Origin of the sequence: Candidatus Sulfurimonas baltica, from assembly GCF_015265455.1 — a bacterium.
GTDB classification, from domain to species: Bacteria; Campylobacterota; Campylobacteria; order Campylobacterales; family Sulfurimonadaceae; genus Sulfurimonas; species Sulfurimonas baltica.
Genome location: NZ_CP054492.1, coordinates 1,729,855 through 1,754,481, shown reverse-complemented (window position 1 = coordinate 1,754,481; position 24,627 = coordinate 1,729,855). Strand labels below are relative to the sequence as shown.

Genomic DNA, 24,627 nt, shown 5'->3' with positions numbered 1-24,627 from the left:
ATGGTTAGTGAAGCTTTAAGAGAAATAAATAGAGGTTGTGCAGAGATTATTGATAATGAAAGAATTGAAAAATTATTAAAAGCATACTTTGATGAAGGCAAGACTTATACAGTAAAAGCTGGTTTTGATCCAACTGCACCTGATTTGCATTTAGGACATACTGTTCTTTTACAAAAATTAGCAACTTTTCAAAAATATGGTGGCAGAGTTCAGTTTTTAATAGGTGATTTTACAGCTCAAATAGGTGATCCAACAGGTAAAAGTGCTACAAGAAAAGTACTCTCAAAAGAAGATATAAAAAAGAACATAAAGTCTTATACAACACAAGCCTTTAAGATATTAGATAAAGACAAAACAGATATAGTTTACAACAATGACTGGTTAGAAGCACTAGGTGCGGCAGGGATGCTTGAATTGTCGTCAACATTAACAGTAGCAAGAATGTTAGAGCGTGATGATTTTTCAAAGAGATTTGCTTCACAAACACCAATCGCAGTAAGTGAGTTTATGTACCCACTTCTTCAGGGTTATGACAGTGTTCATCTTAAAAGTGATATAGAAATTGGTGGGACTGACCAAAAATTCAATCTTCTAATGGGAAGACAGCTTCAAAAAGTTTATGATATAAAAAAACAACAAGCTATTTTAATGATGCCTATTTTAGAGGGTCTTGATGGCGTTCAAAAAATGAGTAAATCTTTAAATAACTATATTGGTGTTACTGATGAGCCAAATGACATGTTTGGAAAAGTTCTTAGTATTTCAGATGATTTGATGTGGAGATTTTACGAGCTGCTTAGTACAAAAACTTTGGATGAAATTTCAGAGATAAAAACAGGCGTAGAAAATGGTTCTCTTCACCCTAAAACAGTAAAAGAAGATTTAGCGTTAGAAATTACTACAAGATTTCATTCCGAAATTCAAGCGCAAAATGCAAAGTCTGAGTTTGATAGAGTACACTCAAATAGCCAAATTCCAACAGAAATAGATGAATTTAGTTGCGATGGAGAAGTCTGGATTGCAAAAGCCTTGGTAGATTGTAACATTGAGCCATCTACTTCCCAAGCTAGGAGAGATATTAAGCAAGGTGCTGTTAAAATTAACCAAGAAAAAGTATCTGATGAGCAGTTACAATTATCGCGCGGTGAGTATATACTTCAAGTTGGAAAAAGAAAATTTGCAAAGCTAAAGGTGAATTAATGGGTTTTAAGTCATTAAAAATTGGTAAACATATAATAGAGAAGCCCATAGTTCAAGGCGGAATGGGTGTCGGCATAAGTTGGGATAAATTAGCCGGTAGTGTTTCAAAAGAGGGCGGTCTCGGTGTAATCAGTTCAGTGGGGACAGGTTATTACGAGGATAAGAAATATGCAACAAAATTAGTGGCTGGCAGGCCACTTGATGCTTTAGGTTTTTACTCAAAAGATGGTTTCAATGCTATAGTGAAAAATGCCAGAAAGATATGTGCAGAGAAACCCCTTGCTGCAAATATTTTATATGCTATTAATGATTATGGTCGTGTTGTTACAGACGCCTGTGAAGCAGGTATTAACATCATTATAACAGGTGCTGGACTTCCAACAAATATGCCAGAGTTTACAGAGGGTTATCCTGATGTTGCTCTTGTGCCGATTGTTTCATCTGCAAAAGCTCTTAAAATTATATGTAAAAGATGGCAAAAAAGATACAACAGACTTCCAGATGCAGTAGTTCTTGAAGGACCAAAGAGTGGTGGACATCAAGGTTTTACGTATGAGCAGTGTTCAATGCCTGAGAATCAGCTAGAAAATCTTGTTAAACCAGTTGTTGAAGAAGCAGCCTTGTGGGGAGATATTCCGGTAATAGCTGCGGGCGGTGTTTGGGATAAAAATGATATAGAAGAGATGATATCCCTTGGTGCTTCAGGGGTTCAGATGGGCACCCGTTTTATTGGAACCTTTGAGTGTGATGCTCATGAAAATCTTAAACAAGTTCTAGTAGGGGCTAAAAAAGAGGATATTCAACTTATGGCATCTCCTGTTGGGTACCCGGCACAAGGGGTTAGAACTAACCTTACAGAGTTAGTAGAAAAAAGAGAAGGCCCTGCAATAAAGTGTATTTCTAACTGTGTTGCACCATGTAATCGCGGCGTAGAAGCAAAAGAGGTTGGTTTTTGCATAGCAGACAGACTTAGTGATGCTTTTGAAGGCAATCTTGAGACGGGTCTATTCTTCTCCGGTACAAATGGATATAGGTTAGATAAAATCATTTCCGTAAAAGAGCTGATGGAAAAACTCACAGAGGGTGAATAGTAAATAGATGATTCGCTCTTTTTTTTTACTCTTACTTTTCGTTATATCGCTTCAGGCTCTCAGTAATAGTGAAATATTAAAGAGAGCAGAAGGTTTAATGAAAACTTCCTCTCAGAGTGATCATTTTCGTGCATACAATGACTATAAAAACCTCTATTTAAAAGCAATAATGGAAGAGGACTCCAACTTAAGATTAAGTGCTTTACAGGGGATTGTAAGAAGCGGAAAAAAACTTCATATAGACGTTGAGCAGTATTCTAAAGAACTTAAAAAGTTGTCAACTGATAAAATATACACTACTCACAACATAAAAGCAAATCTAAAAAAAGATAAAAATAAAAAAATAGAACTTAAATCTTCTCATAAATTAAAGTCTGTATTCTGGAGAGATAGCAAACTAGTCCTTAAGTTTGACAAAGAACTTGAGAAGAATCAGATTAATTATTTTACTCTACATGAATCAGAGAGCAAAGTTTTCAGATATATATTTGATATAGAACCATCAACGCTCACAAAATCTCAAAATCTTAGAAAAGATGGCATTCGTAAGATTAAATTAGCACAGTTTAAGCCGGATATTCTCAGGCTTGTCATTGAGAATGACTCGGGTACAAATGTAGATTTTATAAAAGAATCAGATGAATTAGTTATAAATATTGAAAAAATAAAACCTATGCCAGCATATCAACCACCTTTAAAAGTTGATAGAGAGAAAGTAATTGTTATAGATGCAGGGCATGGAGGTAAAGATCCAGGGGCAGTAGGATATAAAAAATACAGAGAAAAAGTAGTTGTTTTTAAAATAGCAAAAGAGTTGGCAAAAATATTAAAGTCTCGCGGATATAAAGTTTTTATGACTAGAGACAGGGATAGATTCGTAAAACTCAGCAAAAGAACGCAGTATGCAAATGAGAAGAGTGCAAATATATTTGTAAGTATTCATGCTAATGCTGTTGATAAAAAAAATGCAAACAGTGCCAGCGGTATAGAGTGCTATTTTTTATCTCCCTCCCGTTCAAGTAGAGCTAAAAGAGTAGCAGCACAGGAGAATTCAGCAGATATGAGTGATATGAATATGTATGGAAAAGACAGCTATTTAAATCTTCTCAACCACCATAATATATTGGCTTCAAACAAACTTGCTATTGATCTGCAAAGGGGAATGCTCGGTTTGCTTAGCGGTAAATACAAAGACGTTAAAGACGGGGGAGTCAGAGAGGGACCTTTTTGGGTTTTAGTCGGGGCTCAAATGCCTTCTGTTTTGGTTGAAGTTGGCTTCATATCAAATCCAAAAGAGGCAAAAATGCTAGTGAATAACGAGTATAGAAAAACAATGGCTCAAGGTATGGCAAATGGTATAGAGAGATATTTTGCTAATAACTAGGTATTTATAAGTGAGCCCTTTTTAAGACTCTTTTTTATACTCTAAATCACCAGCAACAGCCTCTTTTTCATTGATAATCTTTTCTATCTGTTTTTTGACTTTATCATAATGGTATTGCTCTTTAAAACCGATAATGCGACCGCCTGCTGCATTAGGATGTCCTCCACCATTTGACCACTCTTTTGATATCTGTGAAACACTGACCTTATTGTTGGCTCTGAGGCTCATTGTCCCTCTGTAGCTGACATCTACAATAAAATCATATTCAGGATATGCCAATAAAAAACCATTTCCTATGATAGAAGTATTACCAACCCCATAGCTTAAATAGCCTCTGTAACCTTTATAGTAGATTGTTTTTTCATCTCTACTCTGACCTAAAAGTTCAACTATGAACTCTGTTGCCAAGTTATCTAAAGTGTCATTTTTGCCACGCTTAAAAAACTCTTTTTTTATTAGATGAATTTTTTCGTCTAAAACTATAGGAGCATTCTCTTCATCTATATATTTTGTAGCTTCAAGCAGGAGTGATATTTTATAGTTGTTATCAACATTGGCAAACATGACTTTATTGAGTTCTCTTGTCTCAGTTATAAGACGCATACAAACTTTTCCGTACTCAAAGTTAGCTTCTTCGTCCATTTTCCATAAATCAACAGCATTTACTATATTTACAAACTTATTCATCCAAGAAGGTTCATTAAATTCAAAGTTCTCTTTTACGTAGTCATATGTAATCTTAGTTGCACATCTGTTTGTGTCAAGAAAATACCACTCATACTTACTTGCACTATCTTCACCGCTTCCATGATGGTCTAAGAGGGTAAGAGTTATATCTTTTTTTGCTTCATTTAATTTATTGACTTCACTGTTTAGCCATCTCGATTCATCTGCGGTTAAATTTAGATCAGTGATTAAAATCGTAGCACTTGTTTCATCTTTAACAATGTTTTCTAAGATTACGTCTAGCGTCTGTTTCACTTCGGCACCATAATTAGCGTTGTAATTAAACAGTTTATAGGGAGTGTACTTCATAACTAGCTGACAGCTATAGCCGTCAAGGTCTGTGTGTGATAAGTGGTGGATTGTCTTTGTGTTCATTATTTTCCTTAAATTATTTTTCTTTTTGGCTGATAGATATTGAACCCATCACTTCAAATGTTGCACTTGAGTCTATCTCTGCATGTGACAGAGTTACGACATCAAGAGAGAATCTCTCAAATATCTCTGCTATCCCTTTGCGAAGCTGCGGGTCAACTATAATAACAACAGGAGATACACCTTTTTGCAGCATTTCGGCCGCTTTGGCACTGGTTGCCTGTACAAGAGCATTTATCTCACCAACATTGAGAAGAAGATTTCTTGTTCCATCCTGCTCCTGGGATTTTTCTAACATTAACTGCTCAGAGGATGTGTCAAACGTAAGAAGTCTTATCACTCCATCCTCACTTGAGTACATTTTAGTAATAATTCGAGAGAGTCTAGCACGAACCTGCTCGGTAATTACATCTACATTTTTAGTAAACTCTGCTATATCTGCAATAGTCTCTAATATTGTAAGCATATCTTTAAGAGGTATTTTTTCATGTAAAAGAGCTTTTAATATTCTCTGTATAAGACCAATTGAGGCAACTTTTTGCACATCGTCAATAATAACAGGGAAATCATTTTTTATTTTATCAATAAGTGTTTGAACCTCTTGACGAGTAAGTAAATCTTCAGCATTCTTTTTAACAAGCTCACTCATGTGGGTAGATATAACGGTTGATGGGTCAACAACTGTGTAGCCATTTATTATGGCATCCTCTTTTTGTTGAGGAAATATCCACATTGCATCAAGTCCAAAAGCCGGCTCTTTTGTCGCTTCTCCAGATATTTCACCTGTTGCCATGCCGCTGTCCATAGCTAAAAATTTATCAGGCATAATCATACCTTCACCTATAGAGATTCCTTTTAAAAGTATTTGGTACTGCTGAGGCTGCAGGTGCAAGTTGTCCCGAATACGAACTTGAGGCATTAAAAAACCAAAATCTGATGCTATTTTACGTCTCATAGAGCGAATACGCTCTAGTAGATCACCGCCTTGAGATTTATCTGCTAAGCGGATAAGCTGATATCCAAGGGTTAGCTCCAGCATCTCAACTTTTAGTATATCCTCGAGAGCCGTTTCTTCCTCTTTTGCAATCTCTTCATTCGTTTTTTCAGGTCTAGTAGCTTTTTCTTTGTCTTGCTGATCTTTAGTTTTAGCTGATAGCGTGCTACCGATATTAAGTATGGTAAGTTCGCCTTTTTCGTATTTGTATATTGACCATCCAAGTCCGGCAAATAAAATCCCAACAAAACCCATAGAAGCTGTCGGAAGACCGGGAACTAAAGCAAATAAAATCATAATGAAACCAACAATCATCATGATTTTTGCATTACCAACCATTTGGTTTATCGCGCCATCTGCAAAGTTGTCACCCTCACCGGACGAACGTGTAATCATAATACCTGTAGCGGTTGAGATTATAAGTGCAGGTATCTGACCGACTAAACCATCACCTATAGTCAAAAGTGTAAATGTTGAGGCACTATCTCCAACACTCATGTCATTTTGAAATACACCGATTAAAAATCCACCGATAATATTGATTAGAGTAATGATAATACCAGCAACAGCATCACCTTTTACAAACTTGCTAGAACCATCCATAGCTCCATAAAAGTTGGCATCTTGAAGGATTTCGGCGCGCCGCTGCTTTGCCTGAGCATCATCTATAAGCCCTGCATTTAAGTCAGCATCAACTGCCATCTGTTTACCCGGCATTGAATCAAGTGTAAAACGAGCCGCAACTTCTGCAACTCTTGTTGAACCCTTTGTTATAACCATAAAGTTAATAAGAACTAAAATTGAAAAAACAATAATACCTATAACAAAGTTTCCGCCTACAACAAAGTCTCCAAAACTTGTAATAATACTACTAACAGCCTCCGGACCTTTGCTCCCTTCGCTTAATATCATCCTTGTTGTTGCTATGTTCAGAGATAGCCTAAAAAGTGTGAGGATAAGTATAAGTGTTGGAAATGTTGTTAAATCAGTAGGCTTGGGAACATAAAGCGATATAAGCAATATTAAAACAGCCAAAGCCATGGAGACTGTTAGTAGCACATCTAAAATTGCTGATGGCAAGGGAACGATAATAATCGCTAAAATCGCCATAACAAATATAACGACACTTAAATCTTTTTGACCAAGTAAAAAGTTTAAGGTTACACCTATCTGTTGTCTTGTTGTATATTTTTTTGCCAAGCTCTATACCCCTGCTTGTTGTAATGCAATAAAAGTTATGTACATGTAGGGTAGTTACTTTTTGAGAATATCAGCTAAAGTCATCTCTGCTAAAAATGAATCTATCTTTATTTGAAGTTTACTTAAAAATGGCCAGATAGAACACAGGTGGGCTTTTTCCGATGGACAATCAATATCTGATATTGAGCAATCAAAAACAGTTGGAGTCTTGCCCTCTACACAAGCCATAACTTGCAACATGTTGATATCTTCTGGGTCAAGCAAAAGAGCAAACCCGCCATTCACCCCTTTGTATGATTTTAATATTTTTGACTTGGCGAGAGATTGCAGAATTTTTGCTAAAAAACTCTTAGGTATCGAGAGTTGCTTAGACAGGGTTTCGCTGTCCATTGGAGAATCTGCTTTTGACAAAACTATTAGGGAAAGAATCGCATATTCACTAGCACGAGTTATTAACATATTATTACTTTAAGATTATATTTCTAAGATTATATCAAAAGAAGTTGAAACAAAAGAAAAAATTTAGATATAATTCCACTTCAACTTTATACATTTAAGTGTAAATGTTAGATTACATACCTTTTGGAGGCTATCATGGCTTTAAATTCGGCTAAAATACAAGAACTTGTGACAACATATGGTCGCAAAGAAAACGACACTGGTTCAAGTGAAGTTCAAATTGCTCTATTAACAGAGAGAATCAGAGATTTAACTGAACACTTAAAAGTGTTTAAAAAAGATCACGCATCTAGACTTGGTTTATTAAAACTAGTTGGTCAACGTCGTCGTTTAATGAAATATTTCAAAAGAAAAGATAAAGATTCTTATCTTAAACTAGTGGAAAATTTAGGTATTCGCGATAACATCTAATTTATATCTAGCATATCTAGCCGAGCTAAGCTCGGTTGGTATTTAAAGAAAAATCTCCATCGCTCTTTGCAAATCCTCTTTCGTATCTATTCCAAATCCTGTACTCGCCACTTTTACCATAGTTATCTTTTTTTGATGATAAATTGCACGAAGCTGTTCTAGTTTCTCTATGTCCTCTATGGGTGCATCACTAAGGTTGCAAAACTCCTTGAGAGATTTTTTAGTAAATCCGTAAATACCGATATGACCAAAATATTTAGCACCTCCGCCTTGATTAAAAGGTATTTTTGCACGGGAAAAATATATAGCGTTATCTTTGCTGTCTAAAACAACTTTTACAAGGTTTGGATCCTCTGCAGATTCGGCATTGATGGAGTTGTAGCAACTTCCCATTATAAAACTCTCGTTGTTCTCTTTAAGTGTTTTTAATCTGTTTATGAGAGACTCAACAACTTCAGGCTCAATAAAGGGCTCATCAGCCTGAATATTTATAATAAGTTCATTATCATCTACATGTAAAATATTTGCACACTCGTTTATACGGTCTGTGCCGCTTTTATGTGTTGTAGATGTTAGCATTGCTTCTATTCCATGCTCTTTACATGTAGCTATAATCAGTTCATCATCTGCTGCGACTACGACTCTGTCTAGGTGTGCTACTCTTTTAGCTGTTCTGACAACCATGGGTAAACCGCCAATATCTGCAAGTACTTTTTGTGGAAATCTTGTTGAGGCCAATCTAGCTGGAATAATAATCATTTAATGCCTTTATTTAATTGCTTTGAGATATAATTCCGTAATTATACTAAAAAAGGTTTTCTTTTGCTTCTTTATCAGCCAGAATCAGGTTATTGCTACAATAGTGATTCTGTTTTTTTATACGATTTTATATCATCTTTTAAACCCAGCGGCAGAGTTTTGGATGTTGGAGCCGGATGCGGAGTTGTGGGACTTTTAGTAGCAAGAGACAATCCAAAAGTCCAACTTGAGGCCGTAGAGAAACAAGACGTCTTTATAGAGTATGCAGCAATAAATGCCAGAGTCAATAAAATAGAGTATAAGTTGCATAAAAAAGATTTTTTAGAACTTGACGAAGAGATAAAATATGACTATATTATCTCTAATCCCCCTTTTTATCATGACGGTGTAACCAAAAGTGAAAACAAAATATTGTTTAATGCAAGGTATAATGTAAACTTACCACTAAAAAAGTTTTTTAAAAAAATTTCAAGAGTTTTAAAACCGAACTCTCATTTTATTTTTTGTTATGATGCATCTCAGTTTGGATTGATTTGTTCAGAACTTGATAGTGTTAAAATGAGGGTTGTTGATGTTCAGTTTGTCCACTCCAAAGTAGATAGAGTTGCATCACTTGTGATGGTTCATGCTAGAAATGGATCAAAGTCATTTATGAAAGTTTGGCCTCCTTTTATTAGTTTTAATGGCGAAGAGTTTAGTGAAATGGCTAAAAAGATTTATAAAAAAGCAAAAACACAGAGTATAAAATGTCAAATATAGTAAAAAAAGATGGATACAGCTACTCCTTTGATGTTGATGCATGTTCTACATGTAAAGGCAGATGTTGTACGGGAGAGAGTGGCTATATATATGTCACGATGACAGAAATAGAAAATATCTCCAAGTTGCTAAATTTAGAGGTAAAAGATTTTGCACAAGAGTATCTATTTAAAAAACTTTATAAGTACTCAATTAAAGAGAATAAATTTGGTGAAAGTTATGAGTGTGTATTTTATGATAGAGAATCAAATGGTTGTAAAATTTATGAAGCTAGACCTCTACAGTGTAAAACATTCCCATTTTGGGACTATTTTAAGCAAAGGGTTGATGAGTTGAAACTAGAGTGCCCCGGAGTTATTGATGTTTAATTACTTAAAATTATTTATATCTTTGGTACTATTAATGGTGCTTGCCGGCTGTGGAGCAAGACCATCATCTGAAGTAAAAGGGCATGAGAAAATTTTTGAAAATGAAGATTTATATATCATGTCTGCACTGAGAGCTGAGGAGATAAAAGACTATAACACTTCATCTGCTATATTTAACACTCTGTACAAAGAATCAAATAAGGATGAGTACTTTTATCGCTCTTTACAAAATGATTTGGCTGCTGATGAAAATCATAGAGCATTATCGAGAATTAATGATGTTATATCTGATAAAATTGAAAACTTTGCACTTGTCAGACTGAAAATTATTGCTTTAATAAAACTAGAAAGAACAGATGAAGCAAAAGAATTAGCTATAAAACTAGTAGAAAAATCTAGAGAGATAGACGATTATCTTCTTGTCAGTGAGGTCTATGTCAAGGCTAAAGAGTTTGATTTGGCGGTTAAATATCTTGAAAGTGCATATATTAAAGATTTTAATGAAAAGATACTTGATAAAATGGCAATAATCTTATATGTTAATCTTCAAAGACAAAAAGATGCCATAGCACAGCTGGAAACGCACTCGAGGATTCGCGGGTGCTCTAAGCTTATATGTGCGAGATTGATTGGTTTTTATAGCAATGAAAATAATATAGATGGACTTTTATCTACTTATTTGAGAATATATAAAATAGATTCAAATAGCGAAATTGCAAAAAAAATAGTTCAGATTTACGGATATAAAAAAGAGTATCTTAATATGATGAATTTTTTAGTTGAGAGTAAAGCCGATGATGAGCTGCTTTTGCAACTGTATGTACAGTTAAAAAAATATAAAGAGGCATCGCTTTTATCTGAAAAACTTTATAAAGATGGTGCAGACATACGGTATTTAGGTCAAAGTGCTATTTTTGAGTATGAAAGTAGTAGCAACAAAAATGATAAAAATATGCAACAAAGTGTTGTTAAAAAACTTGAAGAAGTTACAAAAGTAATAAATGATGGGCTTTATCTTAATTATCTCGGTTATCTTCTTATAGATCATGAAATAGATGTCAAAAAAGGGATGCATTATGTTGAGCAGGCATTAAAGATAGAAGCTAATTCGGCATACTACCTGGACTCTTTGGCATGGGGTTACTATAAACTGGGAAAATGTAATAAAGCCCAAGAGATTATTAGTAGAGTGGCAAAAATGAAAGGAAATGACAATCCTGAAGTCATTAAGCATATAAAGATGATAAAAAATTGCAAAAAAGGTAAAAAGAGAAAATGATTCTAGATGATATTATCAAAAAAACTAAAGAGGATTTAGTAAAAAGAGAAAAGGAATTTTCTTTAGATTGGCTTGGTCGTTCACTCGCTTTTAATGCACGTGCCCCAAGAGATGTTATTCCATATCTAAAAGCAACAGAGCAAGATCCATATAGAATTATTGCAGAGGTCAAGAAAGCTTCACCCTCAAAAGGTGTTATCCGTGAAGATTTTGATCCTTTGGCAATAGCTCAATCTTACGAGAGAGGCGGAGCAAGCGCAATTTCTGTTTTAACAGAACCCCATTTTTTTCAAGGCAATTTGGACTATCTTGGTGGAATTAGAAGATATGTTTCTATTCCACTTCTTAGAAAAGATTTTATAATATCAAAGTATCAAATTTTGGAAGCTATGGTTCACGGGGCTGATTTTATTTTACTTATAGCGGCGGCCTTGTCAAAAAAAGAGTTAAAAGAACTTTTAGCATACACTAGACATCTTGGTATGGAAGCTTTGGTTGAAGTTCATGATAAGCCAGATTTAGTAAAAGCCATATATGCAGGGAGTGATATCATTGGTATTAATCATAGAAACCTTCAAACATTTGAGATGAATATGAATTTATCATATGAATTAATACCTTTAATTCCAAACGGCAAAATAATTGTTGCAGAGAGTGGGATATATGAGCATGGACAGCTTGAAGATTTAAGTAAGGCTGGCGTAGATGCATTTTTGGTTGGTGAATCTTTAATGCGTCAGGATGACGAAGAAGAGGCTTTACGCAAGTTAAAATTCGGATAAAAATCACTTAATTAGTAAGCTAAAGGAATTATTTCCTTTAGCTTACTAACCTAATAAACTCTTAGCGCACTCGTTAATTCTTTTTCCATCAGCTTTGCCTGATAGCTCTTTAGAAGCCATACCCATAACTTTTCCAATATCCTTGATTGTTACTGCCCCAACTTTAGAAATTATTTCTTTAAGTGCAATCGAGAGCTCTTCATCATTAATCTGTGCCGGCAAATATGTAGTATAAAAAGCAATTTCATCAAGTTCTATTTGTAATAAGTCATCACGGCCAGCGTCTTTATATTGAGATGCTGAATCATTTCTTCTTTTAACCTGAGTCTGTATGATTTTAATTACATCTTCATCTGTTAGCTCTTTTCTCTCATCTACTTCTACCTGTTTAAAAGCACTAGTAAGAAGTCTAAGAGCATCTCTTTTTTTTGTTTCTTTGGCTTTCATTGCATTTTTAATATCTTGATTAATCGTCTCTCTTAAATTCATAATAAATTTACCTTTGTTTGGAACTATATTTGCTAGTATTATAACTAAATAAACACCTTAAAATAGAGAGATAATAATGAAAAAACAACTTTTAATATATTTAATACCTTTTTATGCTATACTTTTTTTATCGGGGTGTACTGCGAATTTAACTGAACCTGAGATAGATTTTAAGCCTCCAACTTATGTTGAAGAGATGCCTTCTCGTGAGGATAAAAAAGATTTTTCTTCGGTTGGAAGTGTATTTGGACAAGGTGATAACCCTCTGTTTTCGGATCATAAAGCGATGCATGTAAATGACATTGTGACTGTTGTGATATCAGAGAGTGCTACTAGTTCAAACGCAGGCACTAAGCAGCTTAGTGAGAATGATACTTCATCTTTGGGTGGTGGAGCCTTTACATCAGCAGGTAATAATTCAGCGGTTAATTCTGCTGTAGCAAAGCTCAACGGTATTGCAAACATTGGTCTTTCTAGTGCATCCAATAACTCATATAAAGGGCAGGGAAGTGCTACGAAAGATGCATCTTTCAATACTACTGTGTCAGCTAGAATAGTAAAAGTACTAATGAATGGTAACTATTTCATATCCGGAAAGAGAGAGATTCTAGTTGATAATCAAAAACAGATTATACAAATAGGTGGAGTTATACGTCCATATGATATAGACCAAAACAATAGAATAAGCTCTACACAGATGAGTGAAGCGAAAATTCTTTATAAAACAGAGGGAGATGTAGGACGTGCAACAGAGCAAGGTTGGGGAACTAAAATCATTCAGTCGGTTTGGCCATTTTAGTTTACTAATCCTGTTGTCATGCGCTACTCTTAACGCTCAGAGTTTTTCTGATTTTAAAAGGTCTCAATCAAAATCTTTTAATACATACAAAGATGAACGAGATAATGCTTTTGACAACTATCTAAAAGGACAATGGAACGCTTATGAAGCGTATACTGGTGAACCATTGTACGAAGAGAAAAAACCAAAAGAGATAGCCCCATCAAAGTTAAAAGCATCAAAGCCTGTTGGCCCAAAAATTACTATAAAAATAGAAAAAACAGTAGATTTAGAGTTAAAACCTGAAGTTAAAAAAATAGAGCCACTGCAAGAACCATTGGCAAAGAGCAAGGATATAAATTTTGATTTTTATGGCGCACAACTAGGGTTTAACGTGCCAAGTGGAATAAAGCATTCGAATTATTATCCTCAAAACCAAAAAGGGGTAGGAAATTTTTTTAGTAGTGCGGCTTCTAGCGAATATGATAGTTTTATTTCTGAGATTGATAAAGCCTCAAAAAATATGAACCTAAATGATTGGGGGATTTATCTTCTAATTACAAAAATTTCTGATTCTATTTTTACTAATCAAGATAATTCAAAATTACTTAGTTGGTTTATATTTAATAAAATGGGCTACGCAGTAAAAGTTGGATTAGCAAAGCAGCATATAGTTTTAATGCACTATTGCGATAAGGTGATATATTCTACTCCCAACTACAACTTTTCAGATAAAAAATATTATGCTATATCGAGCTATGATAAAGAGAGCGCAGGGAGAGTCTTTTCATATAAGCAGGATTATCCGGACTCAACTAAAGCACTTGATTTGTCACTTGTCTCGTTGCCAAAATTACCATTAGATACAAAAACAAAAACTTTGAATTTTAGGCACTTTGCACAAGAGTACAGTGTCTCATTTGAGTATAACAAAAATCTTATTGATTTTATGTCTACATACCCTCAAGCTGATTACCAAACATATTTTAATGCCCCTTTGGAACATAAAACTTATGAAGACATAGCTTCATCACTAAAAAAATATATAGATGGGAGAAAAGCAAGCGATGCGATGAATTTTGTACTGGCATTTGTGCAAAAATCTTTTAAATATGAGCGCGATAATGAGCAGTTTGCAAGAGAGAAAGTTATGTTTGCAGCTGAGACCCTCTATTATGATAAGTCAGATTGTGAAGATAGAGCAGTTTTGTATTCGTATTTAGTAAGAGAGCTGTTTCATGTTCCAGTTGTGGGTTTAAAATACAAAAACCACATGTCAACAGCGATATATGTTCCAATGGATGGCGATAGTGTAAAAGTAGGATCAAGAAAATTTATTATTGCAGATCCAACATATGTGAATGCAACAATTGGTATGAGTATGCCAAGCTATAAGTCAATAAAACCTCAAAGTTATATAGAAATTGGCAAGAAATAGTATGATTAAAAAAGAGAAAATATATATAGATCAACTAACAAATATTCAAAACAGATTTGCTCTTATGGAGTATCTTGAAGATATTACACATGGAAATGCCTTTCTGATAAATATAGACAACTTTAGCAATATTAATAACGCTTACGGCTTTGATTTAGGAGATAAAGTTTTGATAGAAATATCAAAATTAATTAATATAGCTAAGCCAATATCATGTAAACTTTTTCGGATAAATTCTGATGAGTTTGTATTGTTAAATGAAATAAATATGAGCAATCGTGAGTTAGAAGAAACAGCGAGTGCTTTAGTGTCATTTTTTGATCAAATGGATATTGAGATTTGTGAAGACATAGAAATTAGAGTCTCTATAAGTATAGGAATAGCTTCAGGAAGCTCTAGTGAAGTGCTTAATGAGGCAAGAGTTGCTATAAAAGAGTTACGTGAATATAAAAGGGGATCTTATAAGATTTTTAATCCAAACTCAACATTTATAAAAAAACAACAAGAGAATATATATTGGATACATAAAATTAAAGATGCATTTGCTGAAGAAAATATAATAGCATTTTATCAACCTATTATAAATAATAAAACAAAAAAAATAGAAAAATTCGAGTGTCTAGCGAGAATAAATGATAAAGGAGTACTTATCTCTCCTATTAGATTTTTGGAGGCATCAAAGCTCACTGGGACACTAACATTGTTAACAAGAACTATTATTCAAAAAAGTTTTGAAATGTTTGCCGATACTGATTATGATTTTTCCATAAATATAACAAGTACTGATTTTCATTTTAATTATTTACAAGAGTATCTTCTTAATTATTCAAAAAGACATAATATAAATCCATCAAGAGTAATTTTAGAGATACTTGAAGATATAACTACACTTGAAACTCCTGGCATACTTGAGCAATTAAACTCATTGCGCGAGGAAGGATTTAGGATTGCCATTGATGATTTTGGCAGTTTAAGTTCAAATTTTTCCAGACTGTTGGAGTTTTCACCTGATTACCTAAAAATTGACGGGTCATTTATTAAAAATATTTTAACCGATAATAAGAGTTTAATTATTGTTGAAGCTATAGTTTTGCTATGTCAAAAAAGCGGCATTAAAACAGTGGCTGAGTTTGTCCATAGTAAAGATGTTCAAGCTAAGGTTGAAGAGCTGGGGATAGATTACTCTCAAGGCTACTATTTTAGCAAGCCTCAAGCTGAATTGGTAACACTGTAAAATAGAGTTTATTTATTTTTATTTACTATGAAATCTGCTATTTGTTCACGTTCTTGCGTATTGTATTTTTTTAAGATTATTTTCATTAAACCTTTTCTTCCTCCATCTGGAGCCTTGTCATATTTATCAAATACTTCCATTAACTCTGATTTAGAAAAAAGACCTATCTGCCTTGTTGCATGTAAAACTTTTTTTTCAAAATCTTCACCATGGCATTTTTGACATTTTTTAACAGTTTGTTCAAGGTTGAAATTTTTTGCCGATAAAAAGTTTGGAAATAGTAAAGCAGATAGTAGTACACTTCCAATAACAACTTTTTTTATAAACATATATATTCCTTTTTTATTTTAGAAAATTATACCTACTCTTTTACAAATATGGCTTAAATGAATGTTTTGACTTGTCAATTACTCTATTAGTAGTTATACGCAACCTTGTATGTTGGATCATCCTCTTCATATGAGCAGTGAGGACCAGCTTTTTTAAGTATTGCTTTACAGTCGGCACTTAGATGGCGAAGGAGTAAATTCTTACCTGCATCTTCATATTTTTTTGTTATAGCATCTATCGCTTCAACGCCTGATGAATCCATAACTCTTGCATTTTTAAAATCAATTACAACCCTTGGCGGATCATTTGGTATATCAAAATTGTCCGCAAATGTGGTGGCACTGCCAAAAAACAGAGGTCCATCAAGCTCATATACTCTAGTGCCATCTGCCTCTACATGAGTCTTTGACCATATTTTCGCATGTCTCCAAGCAAAAGCTAAAGCAGATATTATTACACCTGCAATAACTGCGATAGCCAGATCTTCAACAACTGTAATAATGGTAACAGCAACCATAACAAAAGCATCTGTTCTTGGCATATGACTAAGTCTTGAGAAGCTTGACCACTCAAATGTTCCAATACTAACCATAAACATAATTCCAACCAAAACAGCAACAGGAATAGCATTTAAAACACCACTCATGGAAACAACCAGGATTATAAGACCAACAGCAGCCACAAAAGATGAAAGCCTTCCAATGCCGCCTGATGTGTAGTTGATGATAGATTGACCAATCATGGCACAACCAGCCATACCGCCAAAGAAACCACATGTAATATTTCCAGTTCCTTGAGCAATACACTCTTTGTTTGCAGAACCACGGGTGTTGCTAAGCTCATCTAAAACAGAAAGGGTAAGTAGTGATTCTATAATACCAACCATTGCTACTATAACTGCATATGGAAGAACTATAAAAATAGCATCTAAACTAAAAAGATATTGGGGAATTCCAAAAGTAGGAAGTTGACCGGCATATTTACTCATATCATCCAAACCACTTAAAAGAAGTGTCTCAGTTTTTGTAAAATAAACACCCAATGTAATTACAATAATTGCAACAAGTCCGGCCGGTATTGCTTTTGTAAGCTTTGGAAGGAGGTACATAATAGCCATAGTAACAGCTACTAAAATATACATCATTGCCCCTTGACCATCAAAGAACTTAAATTGAGCAGTTCCAATAACTATGGCAAGACCGTTTACAAAACCGTGAATAGCAGGTGTTGGAACAAGACGTATAAATTTACCAAGCTTTAATGCTCCTATGCTTATTTGAATTAGCCCGGCAATAACCGTTGCTAGTAAAATATAGTGAAGGACTCCCATAGCAAGAGCTTCACCAGCTAGACCTTGGTTGGATAAAAGAACATTTGCTTCTATACTGAGACCGACTAAAACAATGGCAACAGCGCCGGTAGCACCTGAAATCATACCTGGTTTACCACCGATAAGTGCAGTGATTAAACCCAATATAAAAGCAGTATACAGACCGACAATAGGACTGACATTAGCAATAAAACTAAACGCAATCGCTTCAGGGACAAGAGCAACTGCTACAACCAAACCAGATAAAACATCATTTTTTATATTGGCTGATGAGTATTTTTTTAAATCAAATAATTCGTTGGCTTTCAATAGACTAACCCTTGAGCGAGCTTAGTTGCTCTAAAACTTTTTCTTGCTTCGTTCTTGCATCTTCTAATGCACTTCTATTTTTAACTAAAACATCTTCTGGCGCATTTGCTACGAAGCGCTCATTATTAAGCATACCATTTAGCTTGTCTATCTCTTTTTGAAGTTTCTCATCCTGTTTTTCAAGTTTAGATATGATTGATGATAAATCAATAGAATCAGTAGGTATAAATGTCTCACATGTATCTGCAATATCACTTACAGCATTATCAATTTTTTTATCAGTAAACTCTACCACTTCAACTTTTGCCAGTCTTGCAATAAAAGGGAGCATCATTTCCTTGTCAGCATCGGAGATGCCGTCTATTTTAACAAATGCTTTTTCCACTTTTTGGTTAGCTAAATCAACTAAAACTTTTGCACGTCTTATTGATACAATCGCATCCATGATGATTTCAAATTTTTTCTCTTCTTTGCGTTGTTTGATTTTAAAAGGGTATTTTTTAATCATGATAGAATCTGACTCTTCAAGAGTTGTTCCTGAAAGCTCATGGTAAAGATACTCTGTAATAAATGGCATAAAAGGGTGAAGAAGCTTCATAGCCTCTTTAAATATAGCACCAAGATCAACAATAGAGCCTTTATCAGCCTTACTTAGTTCAATACCCCAGTCACAAAACTCATTCCAAAGAAAACGGTACATAACTAAGGCTGCATCATTAAACTTGTACTCATCAAGATTGGCACGAACCTCTTTAGTTGCATAGTTTAGACGGCTCATCATGTATCTGCCCAAGTCAGTCTCAACACAAAAACCTGCCATGTCAGGGAAAGTATCTACATTCATTTGCAAGTATTTCGTTGCATTGTAAAGTTTGTTTGTAAAGTTACGGTTTTGCTCTAGTTTCTCTGTGCTCATACGTATGTCACGACCTTGAGCGGCAGAGATAGCAAGTGTAAATCTAAGTATGTCGGCACTGTATTTATTAACCATATCTAAAGGGTCGATTACATTCCCTTTAGACTTACTCATCTTTTCACCTTTTTCATCACGAACAAGTGCGTGAAGATAGATGTGGTTAAATGGAAGTTTGCCGTTAAAGTGTTCACCCATCATCATCATTCTAGCTACCCAGAAGAAAAGGATGTCAAAACCTGTGATAAGTAGAGTGTTTGGATAGAAGTCTTTCATATCATTTGATTGAAATAGTTTATCCATTTCAGCATCACCATTTCCCCAGCCTAAAGTTGAAAAAGGCCATAAAGCAGAGCTGAACCAAGTATCTAAAACATCCGGGTCTTGAGTAAAGTTTTTAGAAGCACATTTTGGACAAGCGTCCGGTCTCTCCTCTTGAGAAGCAAATTCATGGTCACAATCTCCGCAGTAAAATACTGGAATCTGATGTCCCCACCAAAGTTGACGTGAGATACACCAGTCTCTTAGGTCACCCATCCAAGAGTTGTAGGAGTTAATCCAGTGAGGAGGGAAAAACTGAGCCTCACCGGCATTTGTTTTTTCTATAGACTTTGCAGCCACCTCTTTTCTTACAAACCATTGCTTGGAAATATAAGGCTCTACAATATTTTTACATCTGTAGCAGTGTCCTACCTGATGCTTATGCTCTTCTACTTTAACAATGAAGCCTTCTTCTTCAAGTCTTTTTACAATTATGTCACGAGCCTCTAGTCTCTCTAAACCTTTGAACTCTTCTGCGTAGTCGTTTAGTATCCCTTTTTCATCAAATACTGTAATAAACTCTAAGTCATGGCGTTTACCAACTTCATAGTCATTTTGGTCATGTGCGGGAGTAACTTTAACGACACCGGTTCCAAAATCCATATCTACATGTGAGTCAGCAATGATTGCTACTTCCCTATCTATAAGTGGCAGTTTTATTTTTTTGCCGATTAAGTCTTTATATCTCTCATCATCAGGGTGAACCATAACAGCCGTATCGCCAAAATATGTTTCTGGTCTTGTAGTTGCAACTTCTACAAAACCGCTTCCATCGGCAAAAGGGTATTTAATGTGGTAAAACTTACCATCATGGTCTTCGTGCTCAACTTCGATATCGCTAAGCGCGCCATCGTGTGTACACCAGTTAACCATATAGTTTCCACGAATAATAAGACCTTCATTATAAAGATGAACAAAAGCCTCTTTTACTGATTTTTGAAGCCCTGCGTCCATGGTAAAACGCTCACGCTCCCAAGCGGGAGAGACACCCATATGTCTAAGTTGCTCCGTCATGATTCCGGCAGATTCCTCTTTCCATGCCCAAACTCTCTCTAAAAATTTCTCGCGTCCCAGCTCTTCTTTGGTTATCCCCTCTGCAAGAAGTTGTTTCTCTACAACATTCTGAGTAGCGATTCCGGCGTGGTCTGTTCCTGGCTGCCAAAGAGTTTTGTAACCATCCATTCTTTTGTATCTAGTTATTATGTCTTGAAGTGTAAATGTTAGCGCATGACCGATGTGTAATCTGCCTGTAACATTTGGAGGCGGCATCATTATAGAGAAGTTTTTTCCCTCTTTTTGAATAGCTTTATTACCGTCAATCTCGAAGTATTTTCTATCTTCGCAAATTTGGTAAAATTTGTTTTCTACTTCTTGTGGTTCGTAGTTATTTGCTGACATTTCTTAACCTTATAAACATTTTCTAGTATTTTCGCGATTATATCTAAAAAGTGGTGAGGGTATGCTTATGTGAGATACTTATATTATTAATTGTTATAAAAGATTGTTTAAATTATTGTTCAAAAAGTTAAGTAATTATTTATGTTTATTTATGATATAATTTGTTTGAGAATAAATTTAAAGGAGTTACAATGTCACAAAAACTTATTATCGTCGCTGATTTGCAGCGTTTTAAACTGTTTACAAGCAAAAAGGATCCGATGGGTAGGGAGTCAGTTGAACTTCTTGAAAGCGGTGATAGTTTTGATGCCCATCAAAAGCTGAGTGAAAAAGTTTCTGATCAGCATGGGAATTTCAAGGGGGTTGGTGCTAGCGGTGCCGGTGAAGACCATAACTTAAAAACCGAATGGGAGCGCCGCAGGGTTAAGGAGATAGGGGAGCAGATTTCTAACGTATTGCACAAACACAACCATGATTCATGGTATTTTGCGGCACCAAAGGCTATAAATCACCAGATTTTGGATGTGCTTGATGCAAACGAGAAAAAAAATATGAAAATAAATCTTCCTTCTGATTTGACAAAAATTCCAAACAGCAGGTTACTGGAACACTTTGTAAAATAAAAACACAAAACTGATTAAATATGAAATAAATTTTAGTCAGTTCTCTTAGATGGAGGGGACTCTTTTTTTAATCTCTGTTTTGTCTTGTTTCATATTTTTATCCGCTTTTTCTATTACTTTATCGATGGCATCATCTTCTTTAAAATCAATAACTCCAAAGGAAAAACTCACCTTAAAAGAGGCATCGTCGGCTTTTATTTGTTTTTTTATAATATTTTCCCTAATTGCATTAAGTTGTTTCACTGCACTGAGTTTTGAAGTTGAGGCAGAAAAAATAACAATAAAAACATCTCTTTCATACCTGAGTACCGGTTCATTTAGTTTTTTTAATTTATTGGCAATAAATTTTAAGACTTTATCTCCTATGATATGTCCGTAAGTGTCATTGATAGTTTTAAAATAGTTTACATCAACTATAGCCAGTGTGCCGGCTTCTTTAAAATTTTTGTTATCTTCTTTTAAAAATTTATCATACAGCCATTTTTTGCTATATATATTAGTGAGCTGGTCTACGTAAATAGATACTTTGAGTTTTTTTAATTCTTTTCTTAATTTTTTTGTATCTTTTAAAATTTTTTCTAGAGTCTTTTCATCTTTATCAAGTATGGCTGATATTGATTTTTCTGCATTAGCGCTCAGAATATGGGCATTTTTAGTTGCTTGTTTTTGAAGGTTTGTATATAAAGTTATTCTTTCATTAAGTAACTCATCCGTCATTACTTCTTCATTGTTTAGTTTTATTTTATATGGGGAGGCATATTTTGAAAAAATATTTGAATAGATAGTCGGAGTTACAATTTTAATCTCACTAATGACATTTTTAGTTTGATTGGAGATTATTTGAAGTTTTTCTTCATGTGTCAACATATATCATAACCTTTTGAGTATTAATTTTAAATGTAGTTTAGCACATAAAATTATTATTATTACTTTATGTTCTAAATATTAGTTCAGTAATCAATAGTTCAGTTATGAATTACACTAATTCAGTATGTAATGCTCATATCTTTTTTTCTTTCAAGGATTTTAAAAAGAAAAGAGTTAATAAAATTATAGCACCTGTTAATCTCATGTTCTAACTCTTCAAGATAAAAAAGATACTCAATATTGTTTAAGATATCATGTTCAATATCTTTTATAAAAGAGTAACTGTCTTTTATCTCCGTAAATGGCAAAAATATAAAGTTAAAGTAGGATTCACCTATTTTTATAACTTTTAGACCATCACTGAGCCTTATGTTTTTTTTTATCTCCAAAGATATATCTTGTTCAGTATAAAATAATACTAAAGTTACAGGCACCTTATAACGCTTGATGTTGTAAGTGAAGAATTCAATTGGAGTTTTTAATTGACCAATTAGAATATTTGTAGTAGATATTTGTGATAAACCAGTTTTTAAAAAATTACCATCATCAACAATCATATTTTGAATCACCTTATATAATAAAATACAATAAAAATGTATGCTTATTGTATCTAAATACTTATTACTTAATTGTTTAAAATGTAAAAGCGGTCTAATCCTGTAAGTTTGACATTGTATAATCACACTCTTAAAAATTTGCAGGAGCTAATATTTGCCACTATCTCGTCTGAATCAAGAGCAGTATGCTGCAGCAACTTCCACAGAATCACAAAACCTAATTATTGCATCCGCAGGAACAGGTAAAACATCCACAATTGTAGGAAGAATTGGATACCTTCTCGGCACAGGTGTTAAGCCACAAGAGATTTTGCTTCTAACCTTTACAAACAAAGCTGCTGCTGAGATGGTTTCTCGTGTAGCAGAGTATTTCGGCAAAGACGTAGCCTCTAAAATAGATGCGGGAACTTTTCATGCAGTTAGCTACAGATGGCTAAAAAAGCAGGATAAAAAGGTTGTTTTAAAGCAACAAAGAGAGTTGAAAACACTTTTTAGAAGCGTATTTGAAAAGCGTTCATTTGATCATATAGGCGCTGAGATTACCCCTTATGGAGGAAACTATCTTTATGATTTATACTCTTTTTATCAAAATACGGAGTTAGAGAACAGTTTTGATAATTGGGTTATAAATAAATATCCCGAACATGAGCTGTTTGCTATGATATATGCAGATATAGTTGATGAGTTTGAAAAGTTGAAAAAAGAGTATGGCTTTGTAAACTTTAACGACTTGCTTTTGAACTTTAGAAAAATATGTAAAACTAAAGATTTAGGGTATAAAGAGGTTCTCGTAGATGAATATCAGGATACAAATGCACTTCAGGGGACGCTTATAGAGGCAATAAAACCGCCATCTCTTTTTTGCGTCGGGGACTATGACCAAAGTATTTATGCTTTTAACGGCGCCGATATATCAATAATCGGCTCATTTGCTACAAAATTTCCAAATGCCATAGTCCACACACTTACAAAAAATTATCGCTCTACAATGCCGATTCTTTCACTTGCAACAAAAGTTATTAATCATAACGAAAGAATCTATGAAAAAAAACTAGAGGTAACGAGAGTGAAAGAGTCGCAGGCTCCAAGGCTTTTGGCTTATGATGAGCTTTTTGACCAGTACCACGCAATGGCGGCACAAATAAGAGACAGCCAGACTCCAAGAGAGGAGATAGCGGTTATATTTAGAAATAACTCCTCTGCAGATGGGATTGAAGTTGGTCTAAGGGAGCTTGGAATTCCTTGTAAGAGAAAAGGGGGGACAAGTTTTTTTGACTCACGTGAGGTTAAAGCTGTTCTTGATTTTTACACTCTGCTTGTAAATGAGTCAGATATGATGTCCTTTATACATATATTTGAATTTGCCCGCGGTATAGGAAGTGCAATGGCAAAAGAGATTTATATTGCACTAAAGACTTTAGGTCACGGAAGTATATTTTATGGTTTATATGCACCTGATGAATCAATGAAAAATCCTTTTGAAAAACGAAAGTTAAATCATCAACTAGGTCTTTTTGATGACTTTATAGAACTAGGAGCTGTTGGGAAATTTGCAAAGCTTGGGTTTGAAGCAAAGTTTATGAAAAATCCAATTTTAAAACATCCAAAACTTACAAAGGACTCGGCAACATTCTTGCATGATTTTTATCTTTTGTATCGTGATTTAAAAGGTGTAAAACAACCCAGAACTATAGTGAAAAAGATAGCTGCTTCTTCAGTTTATAAATATATATCTGAAATTTTGTCCAGCAAAAGAGCACAGCTCAAAGATGGAACTATTGACGAAAAGCAAAAAACGGAATCTCTTTCTAAGATAAGCAGAAAGATGGTTCTTTTAGAGGAATTATCAAAACCGTACTCTGAGCATGAGAGATTTTTAAATGCAATGATTTTGGGTTCATCAGATTTAACACAAGGAGAGGGTGTAAACCTACTAAGTGTTCATGCTTCTAAAGGGTTGGAATATAAAGAGGTGTATGTAATTGATTTGATGGACGGAAGATTTCCTAACAGAAAACTTATGCAAAGAGGCGGCTCACTAGATGAAGAGAGACGTCTCTTTTATGTTGCAGTCACAAGGGCAAAGGACATACTATATCTGAGCTATGCAAAATTTGACAAAATAAAAAAGACAAACTTTGTCCCATCCCAGTTTTTATATGAAGCAGGACTAGTTCCAAAAGATGAGGCTTATAGAGCTTTAATTGAAAAAGAGATGGAGAAAGAGGAAGAGAAATAGATATTCAGTCCCCGAAT

General features: G+C 34.5%; 23 protein-coding genes. 13 read left to right on the top strand and 10 right to left on the bottom strand.

What is annotated here, in order from left to right:
• The 3 genes from tyrS (at position 1) to HUE88_RS08775 (ending at position 3,675) form a co-directional block, all read left to right on the top strand.
• Positions 1–1,200, top strand: a complete 1,200-nt coding sequence (gene tyrS, locus HUE88_RS08785; protein ID WP_194368340.1) for a tyrosine--tRNA ligase — start codon at positions 1–3, stop codon at positions 1,198–1,200.
• The gene (locus tag HUE88_RS08780; protein ID WP_194368339.1) at positions 1,200–2,291 is read left to right on the top strand and encodes a nitronate monooxygenase; all 1,092 of its coding nucleotides are present in this window, start codon (positions 1,200–1,202) and stop codon (positions 2,289–2,291) included. The genes tyrS and HUE88_RS08780 overlap by 1 nt, the downstream gene beginning before the upstream one ends.
• A 97-nt stretch (positions 2,292–2,388) precedes the next feature.
• Positions 2,389–3,675, top strand: a complete 1,287-nt coding sequence (locus tag HUE88_RS08775) for an N-acetylmuramoyl-L-alanine amidase (RefSeq protein WP_229860056.1) — start codon at positions 2,389–2,391, stop codon at positions 3,673–3,675.
• Positions 3,676–3,696: 21 nt separating this feature from the next.
• Here HUE88_RS08775 and HUE88_RS08770 read toward each other — a convergent pair whose 3' ends face one another.
• The 3 genes from HUE88_RS08770 to HUE88_RS08760 are packed head-to-tail and all read right to left on the bottom strand — an operon-like array spanning position 3,697 to position 7,426.
• Complete coding sequence (locus tag HUE88_RS08770; protein ID WP_194368337.1) at positions 3,697–4,776, bottom strand: DHH family phosphoesterase; 1,080 nt, start codon at positions 4,774–4,776, stop codon at positions 3,697–3,699.
• A 13-nt stretch (positions 4,777–4,789) separates the two neighbouring features.
• Positions 4,790–6,967: a flagellar biosynthesis protein FlhA gene (gene flhA, locus HUE88_RS08765; RefSeq protein WP_194368336.1), complete on the bottom strand. Its 2,178-nt coding sequence runs from the start codon at positions 6,965–6,967 to the stop codon at positions 4,790–4,792.
• Positions 6,968–7,021: 54 nt separating this feature from the next.
• Positions 7,022–7,426: an RrF2 family transcriptional regulator gene (locus HUE88_RS08760; RefSeq protein ID WP_194368335.1), complete on the bottom strand. Its 405-nt coding sequence runs from the start codon at positions 7,424–7,426 to the stop codon at positions 7,022–7,024.
• Positions 7,427–7,561: 135 nt separating this feature from the next.
• On the opposite strand from HUE88_RS08760, the gene rpsO reads away from it, so the two are divergent.
• A complete protein-coding gene (gene rpsO, locus HUE88_RS08755; RefSeq protein ID WP_194368334.1) occupies positions 7,562–7,837 on the top strand; it encodes a 30S ribosomal protein S15 in 276 nt (91 codons plus the stop codon).
• Positions 7,838–7,879: 42 nt separating this feature from the next.
• Here the strand turns inward: rpsO and kdsB are convergent, their stop codons facing one another.
• Positions 7,880–8,596: a 3-deoxy-manno-octulosonate cytidylyltransferase gene (gene kdsB / locus HUE88_RS08750; protein ID WP_194368333.1), complete on the bottom strand. Its 717-nt coding sequence runs from the start codon at positions 8,594–8,596 to the stop codon at positions 7,880–7,882.
• Positions 8,597–8,659: 63 nt separating this feature from the next.
• On the opposite strand from kdsB, the gene HUE88_RS08745 reads away from it, so the two are divergent.
• The 4 genes from HUE88_RS08745 to trpC are packed head-to-tail and all read left to right on the top strand — an operon-like array spanning position 8,660 to position 11,784.
• The gene (locus tag HUE88_RS08745; protein WP_194368332.1) at positions 8,660–9,355 is read left to right on the top strand and encodes a tRNA1(Val) (adenine(37)-N6)-methyltransferase; all 696 of its coding nucleotides are present in this window, start codon (positions 8,660–8,662) and stop codon (positions 9,353–9,355) included.
• Positions 9,343–9,723 carry a YkgJ family cysteine cluster protein gene (locus HUE88_RS08740; protein ID WP_194368331.1) on the top strand — a complete coding sequence of 127 codons (381 nt, stop codon included), beginning with the start codon at positions 9,343–9,345 and terminating at the stop codon, positions 9,721–9,723. Before HUE88_RS08745 ends, HUE88_RS08740 begins: the two co-directional genes overlap by 13 nt.
• A complete protein-coding gene (locus HUE88_RS08735) occupies positions 9,716–11,002 on the top strand; it encodes a tetratricopeptide repeat protein (protein WP_194368330.1) in 1,287 nt (428 codons plus the stop codon). Before HUE88_RS08740 ends, HUE88_RS08735 begins: the two co-directional genes overlap by 8 nt.
• Positions 10,999–11,784: an indole-3-glycerol phosphate synthase TrpC gene (gene trpC, locus HUE88_RS08730; protein WP_194368329.1), complete on the top strand. Its 786-nt coding sequence runs from the start codon at positions 10,999–11,001 to the stop codon at positions 11,782–11,784. Before HUE88_RS08735 ends, trpC begins: the two co-directional genes overlap by 4 nt.
• A 45-nt stretch (positions 11,785–11,829) precedes the next feature.
• Here the strand turns inward: trpC and HUE88_RS08725 are convergent, their stop codons facing one another.
• Complete coding sequence (locus HUE88_RS08725) at positions 11,830–12,273, bottom strand: GatB/YqeY domain-containing protein (protein ID WP_194368328.1); 444 nt, start codon at positions 12,271–12,273, stop codon at positions 11,830–11,832.
• A 76-nt stretch (positions 12,274–12,349) separates the two neighbouring features.
• Here HUE88_RS08725 and flgH point away from each other — a divergent pair, with 76 nt between their 5' ends.
• From flgH to HUE88_RS08710, 3 genes are read left to right on the top strand one after another with little or no spacing between them, the layout of a single operon-like run.
• The gene (gene flgH, locus HUE88_RS08720; RefSeq protein ID WP_194368327.1) at positions 12,350–13,072 is read left to right on the top strand and encodes a flagellar basal body L-ring protein FlgH; all 723 of its coding nucleotides are present in this window, start codon (positions 12,350–12,352) and stop codon (positions 13,070–13,072) included.
• A 13-nt stretch (positions 13,073–13,085) separates the two neighbouring features.
• A complete protein-coding gene (locus tag HUE88_RS08715; protein WP_229860054.1) occupies positions 13,086–14,489 on the top strand; it encodes a hypothetical protein in 1,404 nt (467 codons plus the stop codon).
• A 1-nt stretch (position 14,490) separates the two neighbouring features.
• Positions 14,491–15,723, top strand: coding sequence for an EAL domain-containing protein (locus tag HUE88_RS08710; RefSeq protein ID WP_194368326.1), 1,233 nt, complete (start codon positions 14,491–14,493; stop codon positions 15,721–15,723).
• An 8-nt stretch (positions 15,724–15,731) separates the two neighbouring features.
• Here HUE88_RS08710 and HUE88_RS08705 read toward each other — a convergent pair whose 3' ends face one another.
• The 3 genes from HUE88_RS08705 to HUE88_RS08695 all read right to left on the bottom strand — a co-directional run bounded on the left by HUE88_RS08705 (position 15,732) and on the right by HUE88_RS08695 (position 20,324).
• On the bottom strand, positions 15,732–16,052 hold the full coding sequence (locus tag HUE88_RS08705; RefSeq protein WP_194368325.1) for a hypothetical protein: 321 nt from the start codon (positions 16,050–16,052) through the stop codon (positions 15,732–15,734).
• An 86-nt stretch (positions 16,053–16,138) separates the two neighbouring features.
• Positions 16,139–17,692, bottom strand: coding sequence for a SulP family inorganic anion transporter (locus HUE88_RS08700; protein WP_194368324.1), 1,554 nt, complete (start codon positions 17,690–17,692; stop codon positions 16,139–16,141).
• 4 nt (positions 17,693–17,696) lie between these two features.
• Positions 17,697–20,324 (bottom strand): valine--tRNA ligase, encoded by a 2,628-nt coding sequence (locus HUE88_RS08695; protein WP_194368323.1) that lies wholly within the window; start codon positions 20,322–20,324, stop codon positions 17,697–17,699.
• Between the two features lie 191 nt (positions 20,325–20,515).
• On the opposite strand from HUE88_RS08695, the gene HUE88_RS08690 reads away from it, so the two are divergent.
• Entirely contained in the window at positions 20,516–20,947 is a 432-nt protein-coding gene (locus tag HUE88_RS08690; RefSeq protein WP_194368322.1) for a host attachment protein, read from the top strand.
• A 45-nt stretch (positions 20,948–20,992) separates the two neighbouring features.
• On the opposite strand, the gene HUE88_RS08685 is transcribed toward HUE88_RS08690, so the two are convergent.
• Both HUE88_RS08685 and HUE88_RS08680 read right to left on the bottom strand, forming a co-directional pair.
• Entirely contained in the window at positions 20,993–21,814 is an 822-nt protein-coding gene (locus tag HUE88_RS08685) for a GGDEF domain-containing protein (RefSeq protein ID WP_194368321.1), read from the bottom strand.
• A 119-nt stretch (positions 21,815–21,933) separates the two neighbouring features.
• Positions 21,934–22,371 (bottom strand): hypothetical protein, encoded by a 438-nt coding sequence (locus HUE88_RS08680; RefSeq protein WP_194368320.1) that lies wholly within the window; start codon positions 22,369–22,371, stop codon positions 21,934–21,936.
• A 154-nt stretch (positions 22,372–22,525) separates the two neighbouring features.
• Between HUE88_RS08680 and HUE88_RS08675 the strand changes: the two genes are divergently transcribed.
• A complete protein-coding gene (locus HUE88_RS08675) occupies positions 22,526–24,610 on the top strand; it encodes an ATP-dependent helicase (RefSeq protein ID WP_194368319.1) in 2,085 nt (694 codons plus the stop codon).
• Positions 24,611–24,627 lie beyond the last annotated feature (17 nt).